At 69.4% G+C, this 20,058-nt stretch carries 21 protein-coding genes; 11 read left to right on the forward strand and 10 right to left on the reverse strand.

The window, feature by feature from the left end:
* Positions 1-161 precede the first annotated feature (161 nt).
* From ACFY3V_RS39180 to ACFY3V_RS39200, 5 genes are all read right to left on the reverse strand, one after another.
* Positions 162-1,442: an HD domain-containing phosphohydrolase gene (locus tag ACFY3V_RS39180; protein ID WP_362907140.1), complete on the reverse strand. Its 1,281-nt coding sequence runs from the start codon at positions 1,440-1,442 to the stop codon at positions 162-164.
* Positions 1,439-2,794, reverse strand: coding sequence for an HD-GYP domain-containing protein (locus ACFY3V_RS39185; RefSeq protein WP_350949783.1), 1,356 nt, complete (start codon positions 2,792-2,794; stop codon positions 1,439-1,441). Before ACFY3V_RS39185 ends, ACFY3V_RS39180 begins: the two co-directional genes overlap by 4 nt.
* A 472-nt stretch (positions 2,795-3,266) precedes the next feature.
* On the reverse strand, positions 3,267-4,211 hold the full coding sequence (locus tag ACFY3V_RS39190; protein ID WP_350949784.1) for an NAD-dependent epimerase/dehydratase family protein: 945 nt from the start codon (positions 4,209-4,211) through the stop codon (positions 3,267-3,269).
* Between the two features lie 51 nt (positions 4,212-4,262).
* Positions 4,263-4,529, reverse strand: coding sequence for a mycothiol system anti-sigma-R factor (gene rsrA, locus ACFY3V_RS39195; RefSeq protein WP_350949785.1), 267 nt, complete (start codon positions 4,527-4,529; stop codon positions 4,263-4,265).
* Positions 4,530-4,593: 64 nt separating this feature from the next.
* Positions 4,594-5,199 (reverse strand): sigma-70 family RNA polymerase sigma factor, encoded by a 606-nt coding sequence (locus ACFY3V_RS39200; RefSeq protein ID WP_350949786.1) that lies wholly within the window; start codon positions 5,197-5,199, stop codon positions 4,594-4,596.
* Positions 5,200-5,486: 287 nt separating this feature from the next.
* Between ACFY3V_RS39200 and ACFY3V_RS39205 the strand changes: the two genes are divergently transcribed.
* Positions 5,487-6,224, forward strand: coding sequence for a methyltransferase domain-containing protein (locus ACFY3V_RS39205; RefSeq protein WP_350949787.1), 738 nt, complete (start codon positions 5,487-5,489; stop codon positions 6,222-6,224).
* A gap of 11 nt (positions 6,225-6,235) precedes the next feature.
* Here the strand turns inward: ACFY3V_RS39205 and ACFY3V_RS39210 are convergent, their stop codons facing one another.
* The gene (locus ACFY3V_RS39210; RefSeq protein ID WP_362907137.1) at positions 6,236-6,973 is read right to left on the reverse strand and encodes an SOS response-associated peptidase; all 738 of its coding nucleotides are present in this window, start codon (positions 6,971-6,973) and stop codon (positions 6,236-6,238) included.
* A gap of 192 nt (positions 6,974-7,165) precedes the next feature.
* On the opposite strand from ACFY3V_RS39210, the gene aroA reads away from it, so the two are divergent.
* The gene (aroA, locus tag ACFY3V_RS39215) at positions 7,166-8,443 is read left to right on the forward strand and encodes a 3-phosphoshikimate 1-carboxyvinyltransferase (RefSeq protein ID WP_362907135.1); all 1,278 of its coding nucleotides are present in this window, start codon (positions 7,166-7,168) and stop codon (positions 8,441-8,443) included.
* Positions 8,444-8,510: 67 nt separating this feature from the next.
* Complete coding sequence (rsgA, locus tag ACFY3V_RS39220; protein WP_350949802.1) at positions 8,511-9,569, forward strand: ribosome small subunit-dependent GTPase A; 1,059 nt, start codon at positions 8,511-8,513, stop codon at positions 9,567-9,569.
* Positions 9,570-9,638: 69 nt separating this feature from the next.
* On the opposite strand, the gene ACFY3V_RS39225 is transcribed toward rsgA, so the two are convergent.
* Positions 9,639-10,082 (reverse strand): DUF4442 domain-containing protein, encoded by a 444-nt coding sequence (locus ACFY3V_RS39225; RefSeq protein ID WP_362907133.1) that lies wholly within the window; start codon positions 10,080-10,082, stop codon positions 9,639-9,641.
* Between the two features lie 139 nt (positions 10,083-10,221).
* Here ACFY3V_RS39225 and hisN point away from each other — a divergent pair, with 139 nt between their 5' ends.
* The 6 genes from hisN to ACFY3V_RS39255 all read left to right on the forward strand — a co-directional run bounded on the left by hisN (position 10,222) and on the right by ACFY3V_RS39255 (position 15,909).
* A complete protein-coding gene (hisN, locus tag ACFY3V_RS39230; RefSeq protein ID WP_350949791.1) occupies positions 10,222-11,025 on the forward strand; it encodes a histidinol-phosphatase in 804 nt (267 codons plus the stop codon).
* A 446-nt stretch (positions 11,026-11,471) separates the two neighbouring features.
* Positions 11,472-12,482, forward strand: a complete 1,011-nt coding sequence (locus ACFY3V_RS39235) for a PstS family phosphate ABC transporter substrate-binding protein (protein ID WP_362907131.1) — start codon at positions 11,472-11,474, stop codon at positions 12,480-12,482.
* The gene (gene pstC, locus ACFY3V_RS39240) at positions 12,482-13,423 is read left to right on the forward strand and encodes a phosphate ABC transporter permease subunit PstC (RefSeq protein ID WP_362907129.1); all 942 of its coding nucleotides are present in this window, start codon (positions 12,482-12,484) and stop codon (positions 13,421-13,423) included. Before ACFY3V_RS39235 ends, pstC begins: the two co-directional genes overlap by 1 nt.
* Positions 13,423-14,313, forward strand: a complete 891-nt coding sequence (gene pstA / locus ACFY3V_RS39245; RefSeq protein ID WP_389780399.1) for a phosphate ABC transporter permease PstA — start codon at positions 13,423-13,425, stop codon at positions 14,311-14,313. The genes pstC and pstA overlap by 1 nt, the downstream gene beginning before the upstream one ends.
* 38 nt (positions 14,314-14,351) lie before the next feature.
* Positions 14,352-15,170 carry a phosphate ABC transporter ATP-binding protein PstB gene (gene pstB / locus ACFY3V_RS39250; RefSeq protein ID WP_389780401.1) on the forward strand — a complete coding sequence of 273 codons (819 nt, stop codon included), beginning with the start codon at positions 14,352-14,354 and terminating at the stop codon, positions 15,168-15,170.
* 19 nt (positions 15,171-15,189) lie between these two features.
* Complete coding sequence (locus tag ACFY3V_RS39255; RefSeq protein ID WP_350949795.1) at positions 15,190-15,909, forward strand: response regulator transcription factor; 720 nt, start codon at positions 15,190-15,192, stop codon at positions 15,907-15,909.
* Between the two features lie 34 nt (positions 15,910-15,943).
* Here ACFY3V_RS39255 and ACFY3V_RS39260 read toward each other — a convergent pair whose 3' ends face one another.
* Both ACFY3V_RS39260 and ACFY3V_RS39265 read right to left on the reverse strand, forming a co-directional pair.
* On the reverse strand, positions 15,944-16,951 hold the full coding sequence (locus ACFY3V_RS39260) for a serine hydrolase (protein ID WP_389780404.1): 1,008 nt from the start codon (positions 16,949-16,951) through the stop codon (positions 15,944-15,946).
* A 137-nt stretch (positions 16,952-17,088) separates the two neighbouring features.
* Complete coding sequence (locus ACFY3V_RS39265; RefSeq protein WP_362907124.1) at positions 17,089-17,976, reverse strand: phenylalanine 4-monooxygenase; 888 nt, start codon at positions 17,974-17,976, stop codon at positions 17,089-17,091.
* A gap of 131 nt (positions 17,977-18,107) precedes the next feature.
* Between ACFY3V_RS39265 and ACFY3V_RS39270 the strand changes: the two genes are divergently transcribed.
* Positions 18,108-18,575 carry an Lrp/AsnC family transcriptional regulator gene (locus tag ACFY3V_RS39270; protein ID WP_350949798.1) on the forward strand — a complete coding sequence of 156 codons (468 nt, stop codon included), beginning with the start codon at positions 18,108-18,110 and terminating at the stop codon, positions 18,573-18,575.
* Positions 18,576-18,685: 110 nt separating this feature from the next.
* Here ACFY3V_RS39270 and ACFY3V_RS39275 read toward each other — a convergent pair whose 3' ends face one another.
* Positions 18,686-19,294: a TetR/AcrR family transcriptional regulator gene (locus ACFY3V_RS39275; RefSeq protein ID WP_362907122.1), complete on the reverse strand. Its 609-nt coding sequence runs from the start codon at positions 19,292-19,294 to the stop codon at positions 18,686-18,688.
* A 201-nt stretch (positions 19,295-19,495) separates the two neighbouring features.
* Here ACFY3V_RS39275 and ACFY3V_RS39280 point away from each other — a divergent pair, with 201 nt between their 5' ends.
* Complete coding sequence (locus ACFY3V_RS39280) at positions 19,496-19,933, forward strand: nuclear transport factor 2 family protein (protein WP_389780407.1); 438 nt, start codon at positions 19,496-19,498, stop codon at positions 19,931-19,933.
* The last annotated feature ends 125 nt before the right edge of the window (positions 19,934-20,058 follow it).

A 20,058-nucleotide genomic window follows, 5' to 3' on the forward strand; every position in this document is an offset into this window, starting at 1 on the left:
GCCACTCCTGCCGTTCCAGCGCCGCTCCAGTGCCGTTCCGGCGGCTCGGCGGGTCTCTCACGGAAACCCGGCACGGTCTCGCGGGCGCCCGCGTCGACGTGGCCCCGCGCGAGCGCCTCGTCGGTCTCCGTGGCGAACGGCGGGCCGATCCGGCGAGAGGTCTAGAGCCGGTGGATCGGGGCCAGCCTGTCGATCACCCGGGCCATCGCCTCGACGACCGTCGGGTCGTACTCCTGACCCACCCCCAGCCGGAGCCGTTCGAGGGCGGCGCCCGCCCGGTCGCGGTCGCTGGAACCGCCGACGAGGTCGTCGTAGGCGTTGGCCGCCTTGATGATGCGGCTCGCCATCGGAGGCGCCTCCGCGCAGGTGTCGCACTGGCGGCGGACGATCTCGGCCACCCGGTCGAGCACCCCGGTCTGCCTGATCACCTCCGCCCCCAGTTCGGCGATGCGCCGCGCCTGCTCGGGGTCGGTGAGGACCGTCGCACCGCCGGGAATGGGATCGCGCAGCGACAACTGGCCGATGTCGTGCATGAGCGCGGCGTACTCGAGCTCCAGCAGCTCGGGCTCCGCCATGCCCAGCTCCCGCCCCACCGCCACCGCCAGGCGGCTCACCCGGCGGGAGTGCCCCGGCTCGACGTACCCGCCGACCTCGGTGACCCGGGACAGCGCCCGTACCGTCTGCAGGTAGGTGGCCCTGATCCCGGCGTACTTACGGAAGGCGACCTGGGTGACGAGCAGCGGCGCCGCGAAGACCAGCAGCGCGGTCATGCCCATGCTGTGCGAGGCGAGCGCGAGCAGGATGCCGGAGGCGGCCACGGCCGCTCCCAGCGGCGCGGCCATCCGCAACTCGTCGCGGACGGCCACCTTGAGGGCGGCACGCACCTGCTCGGCCCGCAGCACGGCGGCGAGCAGCACGTCGACCATCACCATGATCAGGATGAGCAGGGCCATCACGCCGAGCGCGGGCCACCAGCCGCTCTCCCCTCCCCCCGCGAGGTCGGACAGCGGCCCCGCCAGCGGCCGGTAGGCCAGCGCCAGCAGGGCACCGGTGAAGAGCCTGCGCGCCATCCCGTCCAGCTGGGGCGGGCGACCCACCGCGAGGTGCGGCAGCGCCCCCGCCACCATGCCGACCGACAGCACCGCGACGACCTGCAACGCCGAATGCCGGGTGGGGACACCCCCCATGTCCAGCAGGAGCGTGTAACCGAGCGCGGCCGCCGCGCCGATCGGGGCCACCTCCCTGTTGCCGGGCATGGTGAGCCTGACCAGCTCGCCGATCGCGATCAGCGCGCCGAAGGCGACGGCGATCTGAGGGTCGAGCAGGCCGGTCGCGGCCGTGTGGGCCACCCCGGCCACCGCCACGAGTCCTGCCGCGCAGATCAGCAGGAGCTGTCCCGAGTCGAGCGTCCGGAGAACGCGGCCGGTGCCGGAGCCGTTCAACGTTCGGACACCACCTGGATGGGCATGGTCGGGTCGTCGTGGTCCTTCGCGGTCGTCTCCGTCACGTCGGCCGGGGGCGTGACGACCGTGCGCGGCGGCTCCCAGCCGTGCCGGTCGACGGCCTTGACGAACGCCACCACCATCACCGGGTCGAACTGGGTGCCTGCGCCCTTGCGCAGCTCGGTCATCGCCACCTCGCGCGAGCGGGCGTTGCGATAGGAGCGGTCGGAGGTCATCGAGTCGAAGGCGTCGGCCACCGCGATGATCCTGGCGAACTCCGGGATCTCGTCGCCCGCCAGCCCCATCGGGTAGCCCTTGCCGTCCTGCCGCTCGTGGTGGTGCATGATCCCGGCGAACGCCTCGTCCAGGAAGTCGATGCCGCGCACGATCTCCAGCCCGCGCATCGGATGGAGCTGGATGGCCGCGAACTCCTCCTCGCTGAGCGGGCCGTCCTTCTGCAGCACCTTGGTCGGCACGCCCAGCTTGCCCACGTCGTGGAGCATCCCCGCGTAACGGATCGCGCGCAACCGCTCCGATCCCATGCCGATCTCCTCGGCGATCATGCCCGCGGCCTTGGAGACGCGGGTGCAGTGGCCACGCGTGTAGTAGTCCTTGGTCTCCACGGCCTGGCAGAGCGCGGCGATCGTCGCGTCGTAGGAGCGCTGCTGCGCGAGATACTGGCCGAAGGCCCAGCGGGCCACGAAGAGCGGGAGCAGCACGAGCACCGCGGAGATCGAGTTGACCGTGGCCCACAATCCGGCGATCAGCAGGCCGAAGGTGGCGTAGCCGAAGTAGGAGACCATGAACTGGGCCACGCCCCGCAGCGGCACCTGGTCGGCCTGACCGGTGAGCTTCAGCACGAGCGCGATCAGCACGAAGTTGAGGGGCACGAAGACGGCCGCCGCGCCCGCGAACGGCACGATGATGTCGTCGAACCCGGCGACGGTCGGCACCCCCGGCCTGCCGCCGAGCCACACGTAGACCCGGCCGGCGACGTAGCCGCAGATGGCGAACTGGGCGCTGTTGAACAGCCGCTTCACCAGTGGCAGGCCGGGCCGCACGCTGAACATCGCCGTCATGCCGACCAGCGCCGCTCCCTCCGGGCCGAGCAGCACCACCGCGGCGAGCACGGCGGAGAAGCTGACCGACACCGCGGCCTGCCGGACGTGCAGCAGGGTGGGCACCGACTCGCACACCAGGAACAGCAGGGCCAGGACCATGAGGTTGGACCAGTCGAGCAGATCCAGCCCGCCGCCCGAGACCACGTTGTATCCGAGCAGCGCGAACGCGGCTCCGATGACAAGGATCAGATAGACCTTGGCAAACCACGGCAGTCCACGCAAAGCGGCCACCTTAGGGTTCCTAAAGGGCGCGTGCTCAGGTCCAGGAAATCCCAGGAAAGACTGAGGTGACCGTTTCCTTCAACATGCGCTGCCTCCACGTTGATTTCGCACCCAGGCTATCGAAGCGAACCTGCTCAGGAGGGCGAGACGGCCAATCGCAAGCAAAGCGTAATCAAGCAATCACTGTGAGCCATGAATATCCGGAGTATCGGGTTTCGGAGCCGCGCCAATGATCGCGCCGGCCACCCGAGCGGGCGCGCGGGATTCTTCGCCTCGGCTCACGCCGGAGTGATCGCCACTCGCCGCGCGGACGGGCCTGCGATCGGCCCCTGCCGCGCGGACGGATCTGTGATCGGCACCTGACAGGCGGACGGGCACGCGGGATCCTTCGCGTCGGATCGCGCCGGAGTGATCGCCACCTGCCACGCGGACGGGTCTGTGATCGGCGCTCACGCCGACGGCCTCCCGGAGGCCTTTCGCGTCACAGGCTCGCGAGCCTGCTCCTCGCCCAGTCGACGGTGCTCTTCAGCCCCACGGCCAGCTCCGTCTGGGGACGCCAGCCGAGCCCTTCCAACGCGGGGGCCGGGTCGACGGCCATCGCGGGGAGGTCACCCAGGCGCGCCGGGGCCTCGCCCGGCTCGTCGGCGACACCCGCCGCCTCCGCGATCAGGGAGTGCAGCCGCCGGTCGGTGGTCTGGACGCCGGTGCCCAGGTTGAACCGGCCACCGCCGCCCTCGGTGCCGCAGGCGCGGACGAGACCGTCCACCACGTCGTCGACGAAGATGTAGTCGCGGGTCTGGGTGCCGTCGCCGTACACCACCGTGGGGGTGCCGTTGAGCAGCGCGTCGGTGAAGATGGCGACCACCCCCGCCTCGCCGTCGGGCGACTGGCGCGGGCCGTAGACGTTGGAGAGCACCAGGGTGGTGTAGTCGATGCCGTGGAGCGCCTTGAACGTGGCCAGGTAGGTCTCCGCGCTCAGCTTGGAGGCCGCGTACGGGGAACGCGGGTCGGTCGCCGCGCCGCCGGGGACCGGGATGACCGCCGGCCTGCCGTAGACCGCGACCGAGGAGGCGAAGACGACCTTGCGGGTGCCTCCGCGGTGGGCGGCCGTCAGGACCGACGCGGTGCCCTCGACGTTGAGCCGCGCGTCATGGACCGGGTCGGCGACGCTCTTGCGCACGCTGATCTGCGCGGCGAGGTGGCAGACGACCTCGGGCCTCCACTCGGCGGCGAGGCCGATCAGGGCCGGGTCACGGATGTCCATCACGTGCAGGGCGAACAGGGGGTTCCTCGCGGCACCGACCAGGTTGCCGCGATCGCCGCCCGACAGGTCGTCCACGGCCGCCACCTCGTGCCCGTCGGCCAGCAACCGGTCGACGAGGGTGGATCCGATGAATCCCGCCCCGCCGGTCACGAGTATGCGCATGGTGAACCCCCATCGTCGTACGCCCAAGGCCGTACGACAGATCCTAGGAGGTCAGCGAGCCAGTTCGGAGCGCACCTGGTCGATACGGCTGAGCACCTTCGCCCTCAGGTCGGCCGAGACCTGGTCGCAGCCGCAGTGTTTGGCGACGAGCTGTTTGACGACCTGCTCCAGGCCGTACTCCTCCAGGCAGGGGTGACACTCGTCCAGATGCACGCGGATCTCGGCACAGTTGCTCTCGTCGAGCTCACCGTCGAGGTAGGTGTAGACCTTGTCCAGGACCTCGCGGCAGTCGGTGTCGTGGTGGTCGCCGCAGCTCACGCGATCACCCCACCCCTGGCCGAGAGGCCCGTGCCGACGGGTTCGTCGTTCCTGTCTCGCGCACTCACTTCGCACCCTCCGCGGGAACCAGGCCACGCTCGCGGGCGTAGTCCTCAAGTTGGGTCCGCAACTGGCGGCGGCCACGGTGCAGCCGCGACATCACGGTCCCGATGGGGGTCCCCATGATGTCGGCGATCTCCTTGTACGGGAAGCCCTCGACGTCGGCGAGGTAGACCGCGATGCGGAACTCCTCGGGAAGCGCGGCCAGCGCCTGCTTCACGTCGGTGTCGGGGAGATGCTCGAGCGCCTCGATCTCCGCCGACTTCAGCCCCGCCGAGGTGTGCGACTCGGCCCTGGCGAGCTGCCAGTCCTCGATCTCCTCGGCGCCCGACTGCTTGGGCTCCCGCTGCTTCTTGCGGTAATTGTTGATGAAAGTGTTCGTCAGGATCCGGTAAAGCCACGCCTTGAGGTTCGTGCCTTGCTGGAACTGGTGAAAAGACGCGAAGGCCTTCGCGAAGGTCTCCTGAAGAAGGTCCTCGGCGTCCGCGGGGTTCCGGGTCATCCGAAGCGCGGCGGAGTAAAGCTGGTCGAGATAGGGCATGACATCCCGCTCGAACCGTGTGCTCCGCTGCTCCAGAGTCTCCTCGTCTGTCGCAGGGACCTGACCCACCCCCTTAAGATCGCCGGAGTCCTGCTGACGCGGGACACCGTACTGAGCGGAGAATACCCGCTCGACGGGGATAGGCCGATCACCGGGGCGGGTGACTGGTTCGATCAAGGCGAGCATCTGCTTGCCAACCTCCGAAAGGATCGTGCGTTGTCCGCTTGCAACACACCCGCACTGTCATCTGTTCCCGCAAGATAGAAGGTGACGAACGACCCGGTACGGGGAAAAGAAGATACGTACCGGCAGGTAGTTGAAAGACCACCGGATCCTCCCGACGCCAGGAGCTGCTTGTGCTGCCCATCCCGGCCGAAGAGCTGAACGGCTCAGGTGCGCTCGGGCCGTACTGGACCTTTTACCACGCGGTCGTGGCCGAGCAACTGAGCCGATGGCTGCCGGAAAAACCGTCCACCGTCCTCGACATGTCCTGCGGGGACGGCCGCTGGGGTGTCCAGGCGGCGAAGTCGGGACATCGGGTGGTCGAGGTGGTCGACTTCCGCAGGCCCACGGACGGCCAGCCGCCGCACGACATCTCCAGGGTGAGCCAGGTGCGCGCCGACGACCTGCGCTTCCTGCCCGACAGCAGCGTGGACGCCGTGCTCGCCGAGGAGCGCGCGATGTCGGTGGAGCTCATGGCCGAGTCCGCGATCGACGACGTCGCCCGGGTCCTGCGCCCCGGCGGCCGCGCCCTGGTCTGCGTCGACTCCCTGGTGCTGGGGATGGCGATCCTCGCCGAGCAGAACTACTGGGCCCATCTGCGCCAGACCGGCGAGGTCATGCTCGTGCCCTGGCCCGACGGCAGCATCACCCGCTGCTTCAGCAGCGCCCAGCTCCGCGAGCTGCTCACCGACGCCGGGCTGGAGGTCGAGTGGATACGGCCCCGCACGGTGCTGTCCCCCTCGACGGTCGACCACGTGCTCGCCTCCGACTCCCGCGCGCTCACCTGGCTGGTCAACACCGAGCTGGACACCCATCCGGACGACGACGACACGGTGGGCATCCACCTGGTGGCCAGCGCCCGGCGCCCCTAGCGGGGGTCCGTCTATTCCTCCTTCAGGGGCTCGACGAGCTCAGGGCTGTTGTTCCGCACCGAGTTCACGGCGGTGGAGACCGGGTGGATCTCCAGGCCCGTGGAGCCGGCCGGGATCAGGAACCCCTTCGCGTCGGGCGTCCCCGGGTCGAGCCACTCGCCCCAGCGGTCGCGCTCGATCAGCATCGGCATGCGGTCGTGGACCCTGCCCGCCTCGTCCACGGCGTCGGTCGTGATGATGGTGCAGGTCACCAGCCACGAGAGCGGGTCGTCGTCGGCGCGGCCCCGGTCCCGCCAGAACTCGTACAGTCCCGCCATCGCCATCACGCCGCCGTCGGCGGGGCGGACGAAGTAGGGCTGCTTCTTCGGCTTCCCCTTGGCGTCCTTCTCGTCCAGCACGGCCCACTCGTAGTAGCCGTCCGCGGGGATGAGGCACCTGCGCTCGGCGAACGCCTTGCGGTAGGCGGGCTTCTCGGCCACCGTCTCCACCCGCGCGTTGATCATCTTGGATCCGATGGACGGGTCCTTCGCCCAGGCGGGGACCAGTCCCCAGCGGACCACGCGGAGCTGCCGGATCGGCCGGTCGCCCGGCGCCGACTTCGGCACCCGGCTCATCACCGCGTACACCGGTTTCGTGGGCGCGACGTTGTAGTCGGGCCCGAGTTCCTCGTCGGCCGCTCCGTCGAGCTCGACCTGGAACTCCTCCAGCAACTCCTGCTTGCCCCGCGCAGACGCGTATCTCCCGCACATACCTCCACTTTGCCACGCCGCGACACGCCGGGACGTTCCCGACCCCGTTTTCCGATCTTGCCGCCCGCCGGCGTGCCTCCCATCCGAACCCGGCCGCCTCTCCGTCCCCGCCGTCCCCGCCGTCCCATCTGTCCCATCCGTCCCCGCGGCACGCACGGGCGGCGCGAGGCGGGCACCGGTAGGCTTTTGCCCATGTCCGCTCCGCTGTGGCCCGCGCCGACCGCGACCGAACCCGTCCGCGCGACCGTCCCCCTGCCCGGCTCGAAGTCCGTGACCAACCGTGCGCTCCTGCTCGCCGCGCTGGCCGACGGACCGGGAACGGTACGCCTGGCGCTGCGCAGCCGCGACGCCGACCTGATGGCGAACGCGCTGCGGACGCTGGGCGCGACGATGGTCCCCTCCAACGAGAGCGCCTCCAGCGTCGACTGGGCGATCACGCCCGGCCCCGTCACCGGCGGTGCCCGTATCGACGTGGGGCTGGCCGGCACGGTCATGCGCTTCGTGCCGCCGATGGCGGCGCTCGCCGATGGCGAGGTCTTCTTCGACGGCGACCCGCACGCCCGCAAGCGTCCGATGGGCCCGATCCTGCGCGCGCTGCGTGCCCTCGGTGCCGAGGTGACGGGCGACGCGCTGCCCTTCACGGTGCGAGGACCGTTGGCCGGCGGCGAGGTGAGGCTCGACGCCTCGGGCTCGTCGCAGTTCCTCTCCGGCCTGCTGCTCGCGGGGGCGCGCTTCGAGAAGGGGGTGACGGTGCGCCACGAGGGCCCGCCGATCCCCTCGCAGCCGCACATCCGGATGACCGTCCAGATGCTCAGGGAGTTCGGCGTCGTGGTGGACGACTCCGAGCCCGACGTCTGGCGGGTCGAGTCCGGCCCCATCGGGGCGCGGGACTTCACCGTGGAGCCCGACCTGTCCAACGCGGCGCCCTTCCTGTGCGCCGCCATGGTGACCGGTGGCACGGTCACCATTCCCGGCTGGCCCGCGCGGACGACCCAGCCGGGCGACCAGCTCCGTACGCTCCTGGCGGACATGGGCGCCTCGGTGGAGCACACGCCCGAAGGGCTCTCGGTCACCGGCACCGGGCGGATCGTCGGCATCGAGGCCGACCTGCGCGACGTGTCCGAACTCACCCCGACGATCGCCGCGCTCGCCGCCCTGGCGAGCTCGCCCAGCAGGATCGGCGGCGTCGCCCACATCCGCGGGCACGAGACCGACCGGCTCGCCGCCCTCGTCACCGAGATCAACGGCCTCGGCGGCGACGCGAACGAGACCGAGGACGGCCTGGAGATCAGGCCCCGCCCGCTCACCGGCGGGGTGTTCCACTCCTACGCCGACCACCGGATGGCGACCGCCGGAGCGGTGATCGGGCTGGCCGTGCCGGGCGTCGAGGTGGAGGACATCGCCACCACGGGTAAAACCCTCCCCGAGTTCGCCACCATGTGGGCGGACATGCTGCGCGGCGCGCGGTGAGGGGTGAGCGGCCGGTAGGTCCCGCGGCCCTCCTCGGGGACGCGCCGGGCCGGAGAAGGCGGAGAAACTGAGAAAGCGCGAGTACGACGAGGACGACGTCAGGGTCAGGCCGGGAAAGGGATCCCGGCCCCGGACCCGGATCCGTCCTGCCCACGAGGACGCGGTCGCGGCGTTCGTGGTCGCCGTCGACCGTGGGCGCTACACGTGCCTGGTCGAGTCGGCGGGCGAGAAGGGCCGCCGCCGCAAGAAGGACCAGGCGGAGGGTGCCGCGATGAGCGGCAGGGTCGTGGTCGCGATGAAGGCGCGCGAGCTCGGCCGCAAGGGCATCGTGGTCGGCGACCGGGTGGCCCTGGTGGGCGACGTCTCCGGCATGGCCGACACGCTCGCCCGCGTCGTGCGGGTGGAGCCCCGCGTCTCCATGCTGCGCCGTTCGGCGGACGACACCGACGACACCGACGGCATCGAGCGCCCGGTGGTCGCCAACGCCGACCAGCTCGTCATCGTGACTGCCCTGGCCGATCCGCCGCCCAGGCCCCGCATGATCGACCGGATGCTGGTCGCGGCCTTCGACGCCGACATCGATCCGCTGCTCTGCCTCACCAAGTCCGACCTCGCCACACCCGACGAGCTCGTCTCGCTGTACGACCCTCTTGGGGTCCCGTACGTGGTGGTCCAGAAGGGCGGCGGCCTGGAAGAGGTGCGAGAGCGCCTGAAGGGCCGGATCAGCGTGCTCGTCGGCCATTCGGGGGTGGGCAAGTCGACGCTGGTCAACGCCCTGGTCCCGGACGCCAACCGGGCCGTCTCACACGTGAACGCGGTGACCGGCCGGGGCCGTCACACCTCCACCTCGGCCGTCGCCCTGGAGCTGCCGGAGGGCGGCTGGATCATCGACACCCCCGGGGTACGCAGCTTCGGGCTCGCCCACGTCTCGGTGGAGACGGTCCTGGCGGGCTTCCCCGACCTGGTCGAGGGCACCGTCCAGTGCCCGAAGGGGTGCAACCACCTCTCCGACGAGTGCGCCCTGGACGCCTGGGTGGCGGCCGGGCACGCCGATCCGGTCCGGCTCGCCTCCCTGCGCCGCCTGCTCGCCAGCCGCGAGGGCGCCTCCGACGACGACCAGTCCTGAGGACGCGCCGGTGACCGCCTCGGGGGGCGAGGCGGCCCGGCGACGAGCGTGCGCCGCGACGTCAACGCGTCAGCGGTTCAGCCGGAAGGCCCAGGCGACGGTCATCTCGGACACGAGGGTGCCGTCGGCGGTCCTGATCTCGACGGCGACGTCGAACTCGGGGCGTTCCCCCGCGTCCAGTGTGGCCACGACCTCCTCGCGGGACGCCCGCAGGCGGGCCTCCGCGACGACCTCGCCCTTCGCGAGCTTGAGGTAGCGGATCGCCGCGCTCTTGGCCAGCGGGGTGGCCCGTGACAACTGGTCGCCGAAGGTGGAGAGCATCGCGGCGCCGGAGGCCGTCTCCGCGACGCTGAACAGGGCTCCGGCGTGCGGGCCTCCCACGTGGTTGTGCAGCTCCGCCCGGTCCGCCATGCGGGCGACGGCGAAGCCCGGTTCCACCTTGTCGAACGAGATGCCCAGCGTCCTGGCGAACGGGACGCTCTGCAGCATGAAGTCACCCACGTCAAAGGTCATACCGGAATGCTACTCGCGAGTAACACCGATGCCAACGGATGTTTCACGCGGTATCCCGGCCTGGTGGGACGCGACACGATTGTTCCGCTTGCTCCCCGATCTCCGCCATTCGGCCGCCGACACGATAGCGTTGACGCCCGTGACGGGTTACAACGACGATCTTCGCCTCGCGCACGTCATGGCCGACGCGGCCGACGATCTGACCATGCGCCGCTTCAAGTCCATGGATCTGCGCGTGGAGACCAAACCCGACCTCACACCGGTGAGCGACGCCGACAAGGCGGCGGAGGAGGCGATCCGCGCCGCCCTCGGCCGTGCCCGGCCCCGTGACGCCGTCATCGGCGAGGAGTTCGGCGCGAGCGGCCACGGAGAGCGCTCCTGGATCATCGACCCGATCGACGGCACCAAGAACTACGTGCGCGGAGTGCCCGTCTGGGCCACGCTCATCGCCCTGATGGACCAGGGCCGCGTCGTCGTGGGCCTCGTCTCCGCCCCCGCGCTCGGCCGCCGCTGGTGGGCGGCCCGCGACAGCGGCGCCTGGACCGGCAAGAGCCTCACCAAGGCTTCCAAGTGCCAGGTCTCCTCCGTCGCCCAGCTGGAGGACGCCTCGTTCTCCTACTCCAGCCTCGGCGGCTGGGAGGAGGCCGGGAAGCTCGACGCGTTCCTCGACCTGAACCGCTCCGTCTGGCGTAGCCGCGCCTACGGCGACTTCTGGTCGCACATGCTGGTCGCCGAGGGCGCGGTCGACGTGTCGGCGGAGCCGGAGCTCTCCCGCTGGGACATCGCGGCGCTGACCGTGATCGTCGAGGAGGCAGGCGGCATCTGGACCGATCTGTCCGGCGTTCCCGACGTCGACGGTGGCAGCCTGCTGTGCAGCAACGGCTCCCTGCACGGCGAGGTCCTCAAGCGCCTCGGCGGCGGGCCGCTCACCCTGCCCGCCTAGCGGTTCCTCCCCCTTCCCACCGGCCGCCCTCCGGCGAAGGGCGCGGGGGCACCCGCCCGCTCGCAGGGCCGCCACCTGCCCGGCCGGGGGCGCCCACCCGCGGTTCCGGTCAAGCGCCGCGCCACGGATCCGGCCGCGTTACCTTCCGCCGGATGTCGGGAAGATGAACAGATCGGCAAGTCCGGGAGATCGCGGCCCGAGCCGGGAACGTTCCCGCGGCATGGCCTCCTCGCCGGGTCACGCCCGGACCTGGGAGTCCCCGACGCCCCGCCCACCGGGCCTACCGGAGCGGAAACCGAGATCGAACTCCCGTCGACGCATCGGTATTCACATCCGTGGGCCTACCTCTTCCGGCCCCGGTCATGGCTCGTTTCATCTCCGTTCACTTTGCCCCACTTTTATCGAAGTCATCGAGAACGGATCTCACTACGGAGAAGGAACATACCGTGACCAGTGGACAGCGCCGCCTCAGCGCGGTGGCGACGGCCGCGCTCGTCGTATCGCTCGCGGCCGCGTGTGGTGGCGACGCCAAGCCCAACAGTGACGGCAGCACCACCGCCGCCAGCAGCGCCTCCTCGGCCGAGCCCGGCGCCGGTGCGGCCCTGAGCGGCGAGGTCAAGATCGATGGCTCCAGCACCGTGGCCCCCCTCACCCAGGCGGCCTCCGAGCTCTTCGGCGAGGAGCAGCCGCAGGTGAAGGTGCCGGTCGGCACCTCGGGCACCGGTGGCGGCTTCGAGAAGTTCTGCGCCGGCGAGACGGACATCTCCAACGCCTCCCGCGCGATCAAGGACGAGGAGAAGGCTGCCTGCGAGGCGAAGGGCATCACCTTCACCGAGCTCACGGTGGCCGTCGACGCGCTGACCGTCGTGGTTTCCAAGGACAACGACTGGGCCACCTGCCTCACCACCGACCAGCTCAAGAAGATGTGGGAGCCGGCCGCCGAGGGCAAGGTCAAGACCTGGAAGGACGTCGACGCCAAGTTCCCGGCCGAGCCGCTCAAGCTCTACGGCCCCGGCACCGACTCCGGCACCTTCGACTACTTCACCGACGAGATCAACGGTGAAGAGGGCGCGAGCCGCAAGGACTACAGCCCGAGCGAGAACGACAACGACATCGTCACCGGTGTCGCGGGCGCCAAGGGTGGGCTGGGCTACTTCGGCTTCACCTACTTCGAGGAGAACATGGACAAGCTGAAGGCCCTGGAGGTCGACTCCGGCGAGGGCTGCGTGGCCCCGAGCGTCGAGTCGGCCCAGGGTGGTAAGTACACCCCGCTCTCCCGCCCGCTGTTCGTCTACCCCTCCGCCACCGCGGTGAAGCGGCCCGAGGTCGCGGCCTTCCTCGACTTCTACGCGGCCAACATCCACGCGATCGCCACGGACGCGAAGTTCATCCCGCTCAACGCCGAGCAGGAGGCCAAGCTCAAGGCTGACATCACCACGCTGAAGAGCGCCGGCTGATGTCGGCTCAGCACCGCACGACCGTTCCAGGGACCCCGGCGTCCCTGGCGCGGTCGCGCCCGCGTTACGGCGAGTTCGTCATCAAGGCCATCCTCCTGGCCGCGGCGATGGTGTCGGTGGCGACCACGATCGGCATCGTCATCGCGCTCCTCGAACCGACCGTCGAGTTCTTCGCCTCGGTGAGCTTCGCGGAGTTCTTCGGCTCCACCGACTGGGGGCCGCTGTTCAACCCGCCGGCGTTCGGTGTGTGGCCGCTCATCGTCGCCACCGTGGAGATCACCCTGATCGCCGTCGTGGTCGCCGTCCCGCTCGGCCTGGCCTCCGCGATCTACCTGTCGGAGTACGCCTCCCACAGGACCCGCAAGATCTTCAAGCCGGTGCTCGAGGTCCTCGCGGGCGTCCCGACGGTGGTCTTCGGCTTCTTCGCCCTCACCTTCGTCACCCCGCTGCTGAGGGACCTCTTCCCCTTCCTGGAGCTGGACGGCAAGAACGCGCTCGCCGCCGGCCTCCTCGTCGGCGTGATGATCATTCCGATCGTCGCGTCGCTGTCGGAGGACGCGATGGCCGCGGTGCCGAACGGCCTGCGCGAGGGCTCCTACGCCCTCGGCGCCTCCAAGATGCTCACCTCGGTGCGCGTCGTCGTCCCCGCCGCGTTCTCCGGCATCGTCGCCGCCGTCATCCTGGCGATCTCCCGGGCCGCGGGCGAGACGATGATCGTCGCGATCGCCGGTGGTTTCAAATCCGTCTTCACGCTCTACCCGGGCGATGAGATGTCCACGATGGCGGCCTTCATCGCCCAGGCCGGCTCCGGTGACGCCTCGGTCGGCTCGATCGCCTACAAGACCATCTTCGCGGTGGGTTCCCTGCTCTTCGTGATCACCTTCGCGATGAACTACCTCAGCGCCCGCATGGTCCAGAAGTATCGCGAGGTCTACGACTGATGGCCATCCTCTCCACACCCCGCTCGGCCGTACAGCTGGCGAGCAAGGGGCGCCCCCTCAAGGAACACCTCTTCCGCGTCGCACTGCTGGCCAGCCTCGCGATCGCCCTCCTGTTCCTGGTCATGCTGCTGGTCTACGTCGTCGAGGAGGGCTGGCCACGGCTCAACTCGATGCTGTGGGAGAACCAGCCCTCGATCCGCCGCCCGGAGACGTCCGGCGTCCAGTCGGGCATCTTCGGCACCCTGTGGATCATCGCGCTCACCGCGCTCATGGCCCTGCCCACCGGCATCCTCGCGGCGATCTACCTCGAGGAGTACGCCGACAGGACCAAGTGGTACAACAAGCTGATCGAGCTGAACATCTCCAACCTGGCGGCCGTTCCCTCGATCGTCTACGGCATCCTCGGACTGGGCATCATCGCCCGCTGGATGCAGTTCGGCTTCACCGTCATGACCGGCGCGGTCACGATCTCGCTCCTCGTACTGCCCATCGTGATCATCTCCGCCCGCGAGGCGATCCGCGCGGTGCCGCCGTCGATCCGCGAGGGCTCGCTCGCACTGGGCGCGACCCAGTGGCAGACCATCTATCGGCAGGTGCTCCCGGCATCCATCCCCGGCATCGCGACGGGCTCGATCCTGGCACTCTCCCGCGCGATCGGCGAGGCCGCCCCGTTCCTGATGCTCGGTGCCGCGACGCTCGTCCGGTTCAACCCCGAGGGCGTCTGGAGCAGCTTCACCGTCCTGCCGCTGCAGATCTACAGCTTCATCAGCCGCCCCCAGGAGGAGTTCGCCATTCTCGCCGCGGCGGCGATCGTGATCCTGCTGGCGATCCTGCTCCTGATGAACTCCGTCGCCATCTGGCTCCGTAACCGCTATCAGAAGCGCTGGTGAGGTAAGAGATGTCCGAGATTGGAATTTCCGTGCCGAACGTGAACGTGCGCGGACCCGAAGTCCCCCGCACCATCGAAGCCCTCGACCCGGTCTTCACCGTCTCCGACCTCAGCGTCTTCTACGGCGACTACGAGGCGGTGCGCGGGGTCAACCTGACCATCGGCAACCGCGAGATCACGGCCATGATCGGCCCCTCCGGCTGCGGCAAGAGCACCGTGCTCCGCTGCTTCAACCGGATGAACGACCTGATCCCCGGCGCCCGCGCGGTCGGCGAGATCCGGTACCACGACGAGAACCTGTACGGCGACCACGTGGACCCGATCGAGGTCCGCCGCCGGATCGGCATGGTCTTCCAGAAGCCGAACCCCTTCCCCAAGTCGATCTACGACAACATCGCCTACGGTCCCCGGGTCAACGGCACCAAGGGCAACATGGACGAGATCGTCGAAGAGGCGCTCACCAAGGCCGCGCTCTGGGACGAGGTCAAGGACAAGATCAAGCAGAACGCGCTCTCCCTGTCCGGCGGACAGCAGCAGCGCCTGTGCATCGCGCGGGCGATCGCGGTGAAGCCCGACGTCATCCTGATGGACGAGCCCTGCTCGGCCCTGGACCCGATCGCGACCACCAAGATCGAAGACCTGATGCAGGAACTGACGCGCGACTACACGATCGTCATCGTCACCCACAACATGCAGCAGGCCGCCCGCGTCTCGGACCGCACCGCCTTCTTCACCGCCGAGGTGGACGAGGCCGGAGTGCGGCACGGCCGTCTGGTGGAGTTCGACGAGACGAGCCGCATCTTCACCAATCCCAGCGACAAGCGGACCGAGGATTACATCACCGGCCGCTTCGGCTAACCCACATTGGAGGATCCTGGTGATCCAGCCGCAGACGGCACCAGAGGTGGACGGGGACACACGGACGGCGCCCATGCTGCTGGTGGCCGACCCGGAGGCGGCCATGGTCCACGACCTGGCCACGGCCCTGGAACGCGAAGGTCTGCAGGTCATGGGCGTCACCGACGGCGCCCAGGCCCTGTTGCAGGCCGGAGCGCTGCGCCCCGACGTCGTTCTCGTCAGCGCCTCGCTGCCGGTCATAGGGGCGGTGGAGTTCGTCCGCGCGGTACGGCTGACGCGGGCGATCCCCGTCCTGCTGGGCGTGGGCGACGGTCACGCCCAGCAGGCCGTCCAGGCGCTGGCGGCCGGAGCCACCGCGTGCGTGGCCCGGCCCTACCGGGTGCCCGAACTGCTTCCCCTGATCCATTCCGCCTTCAACGGCGAGTCGGGGACCCGCAGGGCACTCGTGGTCGGCAGGGTGGAACTTGACGTCAACGCCTACCAGGTCAAGGTCGACGGCAGGATCGTCCACCTGCCGCTGCGCGAGTTCGAGTTGCTGCACTACCTGATGCGCAACGCGCACCGCACGGTGACGCGGGAGCAGATCATGCGGCACGTCTGGCACTCCACCGACACGACCTCGACCAACACCATCGCGGTGCACGTCAAGCGCCTCCGCGCCCGACTGGGCGACACCGACGACCGGCTGATCCAGACCGTGCGAGGAGTGGGATACCGGCTGGTCGACAGAACGGCGTAACGCCCGCCTCCCGCGGGCCGCGAAGGCGCCCGGCTCAGTTCGCGGCCGCCTCGCAACCGGGCCCGCCTCGGAAGGCGGCCATGAGGCGCTCGGCCACGCCCTCGACCCTCGCGATGCCCGTCTCCATGCTCGGGCTGTCATCGGTGAGTACGGCCACCGCGTAGTCGTGTCCGTGCCCGCGGATCAGCCCGGCGCTCGCGACCGCCCAGCGCCCGTTCGCCGCGTGCCGCAGCCAGCCGTTCTTCAGTGACACCTGGTCGCCCTCGCACGCCCCCGCGCTGATCCCCCACTTCTGCTCGGGTGTCACCCTCTTCATCAGTCCGAGCGCCCTGCGGCGTTCCGCGGGGGCCAGCGGACTCTTACCGGTGGCCAGAGCCCTGACCAGCCGGATCTGGTCCTCCGCGGTGGTCTGCACGACGCCCCAGCAGTACTGGGTCGCGCACCCCCCGCGGGGGGTGTAGGTGCGTTTGAGACCGAGCCTGCGGTTCGCACCGGCAAGGCCGGACTCCAGCCCGATCCGTTCGTACAGCCGGTCGGCCGCCTCGTTGTCGCTGAAGCGGATCATGTTTCTCGCGTCGGACCTGACCCGCTCACCGAGCCGATGCCAGCGCGTCCCGAGCAACAGTGCTGTCAGGATGCCCACCTTGGAGGTGTTGGCCGACGGCAGCTGCAGGGCCTGATGGTAGTGGTAGCGCCGGCCGGTGCCCAGGTCGCTCACCGAAGCGGCGGTTCTGCCGCCGTACCCGGCGAGGAACACGTCGAGGCTCCGGCCGAGCTCCTTGGGAAGGATCTTCGGCGAGCGGGCGGCGCGTACCCCTCCCGAGTCGTGAGGTGCCCCGGCGCCGGGGAAGACGGGCGCCGGGACCGCGTCCAGGAACGGCACGGCGGGAGAAGGGCCCGGCGGCGCGACAGGGGCGGCCTGCCGCGCGGGGGAGGGCAACGGCATGCTCACCGGTGTCAGGCCCTGACACGTGCTGCAGGCGGCGGCCTGCGCGGTGACCAGCAGGACGGCAGCGGCGGCCACCCGTTTCCTTGCTCTCATCCTCCACCCCAACCGTCTCCCCCATTACATGACGATCGGGATATATCCCACTACACATAGCAATAAGACGATCAAGCGAAATCTAGCCGGAAACAGGACGTGCGCTATAGAACATCCCGCCGGACCGATGCCCGCTCTTAGCGAACGTCCGCGATTAGCCGGGTGATGACCTCGTCATCGCAGGTCGCCCAGAAGTCCCCGACGACGTCCTCCAGGTGCTCCAGCGACTCCGCCCGGAAGAGTACGTCCTGATATTTCGTGATGTCGTAGTGCGTAGTGCCCATGGCGGCGATGTCCAGCGGACGGATGTCCATTCCCCGGAACTCCTCGATCTCCCCGTACGAGGACAGGATGCCCGCGCCGTACGCCCGCAGCTCGCCCTGGTCCGTCATCACGCCGAACTCCATCGTGAACCAGAAGATCTTCGAGATGAACTCCAGCGCCTCCTTGCCCTCGACCCGCCGGGCCGCCGCTCCCGCCAGGCGGTAGAGCCGCGAGTAGCGGTCGGAGGCCAGCGCGTTGGCGTGCCCGATCACCTCGTGGATCACGTCGGGCTCCGGCGTGTACAGCGGCGTGGAGTGGTGCCGGATGTACTGCGTGGAGTGGAAGAGCCCGTCCGCCAGGACACCGTAGAAATCCCTGAGCGGCACCAGCCCGGCGGCCGGGACGTAGCGGAACCCGGTCAGCGGTTCCAGCAGCTCGCTCACCTCCTGGAGCTGCGGGATGCGCTCGGCGGGCAACCCGAGCCGATCGGCCGCGCGCAAATACTCGGCGGTCGCGTACTTGTGGTGTTTCAGGCCCAGCTCCCGGCTGACCAGGGCCCACACCTCGTGCTCCTGGTCGGTGTACTCGGCTGTCGGGATGGGCGTACCCGGCACGTACTCCATGGCGAGCGCGGCGATCGCGTTGCGGCGCGCACGGTAGACCGGGTCGGCGAAACCGGGATGACCGGTGCCGAGCTCGACCTCGATCGAGCCGTCGTCACGGGTCGCCACCGGTGCGAAGTACTGCGCTTCCTCGAACATAAATGAAATGACAGCAATATCCGGAAACGTTGGCAAGAGCAGCCAGTTGTACTGGGCGATCCGCACAGAAACGTACCGTGATACCTCGTCTATGCTGGTCGAATCGCCCAATCTGACAAGGACCCGAGGAGATGTCGATCGACGAGCTGGACGGCCGCCTCCTGGTCACCATGCGCGCCAACCCGCGCATCGGCCTGACCGAGCTGGCCCGCCTGCTCGGCGTGGCCCGGGGCACCGTGCAGGCCCGCGTCGAGAAGCTGATCGCCCGCGGTGTCATCGCCGACTTCGGACCCACCGTCACCCCCGAGGGTGCCGGATACCCGATCCTCGCGTTCGTCTCACTGCAGATCGCCCAGGGGCGCCTGGACGAGGCCGTCCAGGCCCTGGACTCACTACCCGAGATCCTGGAGGTGTACGGCACGAGCGGCCAGGCCGACCTGCTCTGCCGGGTGGTCGCCCGCAGCACCCCCGACCTCCAGGAGATCATCGCCCGCATCCTGGCCTCGCCCGCGGTCCAGCGGACGGACACCACGATCGCCCTCTCCATCCAGGTCCCCTACCGGATCGAGCCCCTGCTCCGTGCCGCCTCCGGCGCCTGAGGCCGCTCGCTCTCTTTCGCCTCGGCCGAGGACGTCCTCGATCTCGTAGATGCCGTGAGCTCGCGTCCGTGATGCCATTGTTTCCCCTCGATGGGCCGGGAGACGGGTCATCAGCGGGCCTCAGGTGTCCGGAGACCGGCGAACACGATGGCCAGCGTGCGACGCCTCAGGTCGTCGTCCCAGCCCGCGTGGAGGGCGCCCTGACAGATACCGGTCAGCAGGGCGATCACCTCGTCGAGACGGACGTCGTCACGAACCGTACCGGCCTCCTGGGAGCGGACCAGAAGCGTCTCGATCCCGTCGCGCAACATCCGCACCGAACTCGCGACCTGGAGATCGACACCTGTCTCGGCCAGGAGACCGACGACCGTCCTCTTCCGCGCCGCCTGCTCGACCATGCGGGTGACGAAGGTGAACAGCGCCTCTCCAGGCGCGTCATCGACGGCGAGCACGGCCATCTCCCCGTCCAACCTGCCCAGGAGGCCTTTCATGATGGCCTGCAGCAGGGCCTGCTTCGTCGGGAAGTGCTTGAAGACCGTGCCGATGGCCACCCCCGCACGGGCGGCGACCTCCTCGGTCGACGCGGAGGTGCCCTTCTCGGCGAAGACGGCCTCGGCGGCGGCGAGGATGCGCTCGCGGTTGCGCCGGGCGTCCGCACGCAACGGCCTGGCGCCACCGGACTCGCCTGTCTCGCCCGCCGAAGGATTCGTGGTGGTCATCCAGCCAGTCTTCCCTGTCCTTGCCCTTCGCCGCCCACCCGTCTCGCCGTTCACCTCCTGTCGGCGCTGCTCGTACCCACGAAGTGCGGCCTCTTCGCGTGTGAGTACGACATTGACAAAGTGAGTCGCCACTCATGATTATAAAGATGAGTTTCCACTCACCTTAGTGGCCGTCCAACGGCCGACACGAAGGGATCCACCATGACCGAATCCACCGTCACCCCCGGTCCCCGCGAGATCTTCGAGCGCGTGCGGCGACACTGGCTGGAGAACCTCGGCGGCTTCGGGAACGAACTGGCCGAGAACGCCGTCGTCGAAATCCCCTTCGCTCCCCCCGGCATGGCCAGGCGACACGAGGGGAAGGAGGCGTTCCTGCTCTTCTCCGGCCCCGAACAGGCCGCCTTCGCCGACCGGTTCGCCCTGGACGAGGTCCGCGACGTGGTCGTTCACGAGACCGCCGACCCCGAGGTCATCGTCGTCGAGTACGAGCTCGCCGGCAGGGTCCTCGCCACCGGGCGGCAGGCGTCCTCCCCCTTCATCGGGGTTCTCCGGGTGCGGGACGGGAAAATCGTCAACTGGAGGGAATACCAGAACACCTTGAACATGATCGAAATCATGGGGCAGCCACAGCGAACCTGACGGTCACCTCTGGCAAAGCCCGTGAAGGACCCCTGGAAAGCACGAAAGGGCCCCCACCAAACGGTGAGAGCCCTTTCATGAAAGATTGTCCGGCGGTGACCTACTCTCCCACACCGTCCCCGGTG

Source organism: Streptosporangium sp. NPDC000095, assembly GCF_042899335.1.
In the GTDB taxonomy this organism is placed as follows: domain Bacteria; phylum Actinomycetota; class Actinomycetes; order Streptosporangiales; family Streptosporangiaceae; genus Streptosporangium.

Coding starts and splice junctions, on each gene's coding strand:
- ACFY3V_RS39190 (WP_350949784.1), bottom strand. CDS start 4,211: ATGCGCATACTCGTGACCGGCGGGGCGGGATTCATCGGATCCACCCTC.
- ACFY3V_RS39210 (WP_362907137.1), bottom strand. CDS start 6,973: ATGTGCGGGAGATACGCGTCTGCGCGGGGCAAGCAGGAGTTGCTGGAG.
- aroA (WP_362907135.1), top strand. CDS start 7,166: ATGTCCGCTCCGCTGTGGCCCGCGCCGACCGCGACCGAACCCGTCCGC.
- ACFY3V_RS39225 (WP_362907133.1), bottom strand. CDS start 10,082: ATGACCTTTGACGTGGGTGACTTCATGCTGCAGAGCGTCCCGTTCGCC.
- pstC (WP_362907129.1), top strand. CDS start 12,482: ATGTCGGCTCAGCACCGCACGACCGTTCCAGGGACCCCGGCGTCCCTG.
- pstA (WP_389780399.1), top strand. CDS start 13,423: ATGGCCATCCTCTCCACACCCCGCTCGGCCGTACAGCTGGCGAGCAAG.
- ACFY3V_RS39260 (WP_389780404.1), bottom strand. CDS start 16,951: ATGAGAGCAAGGAAACGGGTGGCCGCCGCTGCCGTCCTGCTGGTCACC.
- ACFY3V_RS39265 (WP_362907124.1), bottom strand. CDS start 17,976: ATGTTCGAGGAAGCGCAGTACTTCGCACCGGTGGCGACCCGTGACGAC.
- ACFY3V_RS39270 (WP_350949798.1), top strand. CDS start 18,108: ATGTCGATCGACGAGCTGGACGGCCGCCTCCTGGTCACCATGCGCGCC.
- ACFY3V_RS39275 (WP_362907122.1), bottom strand. CDS start 19,294: ATGACCACCACGAATCCTTCGGCGGGCGAGACAGGCGAGTCCGGTGGC.
- ACFY3V_RS39280 (WP_389780407.1), top strand. CDS start 19,496: ATGACCGAATCCACCGTCACCCCCGGTCCCCGCGAGATCTTCGAGCGC.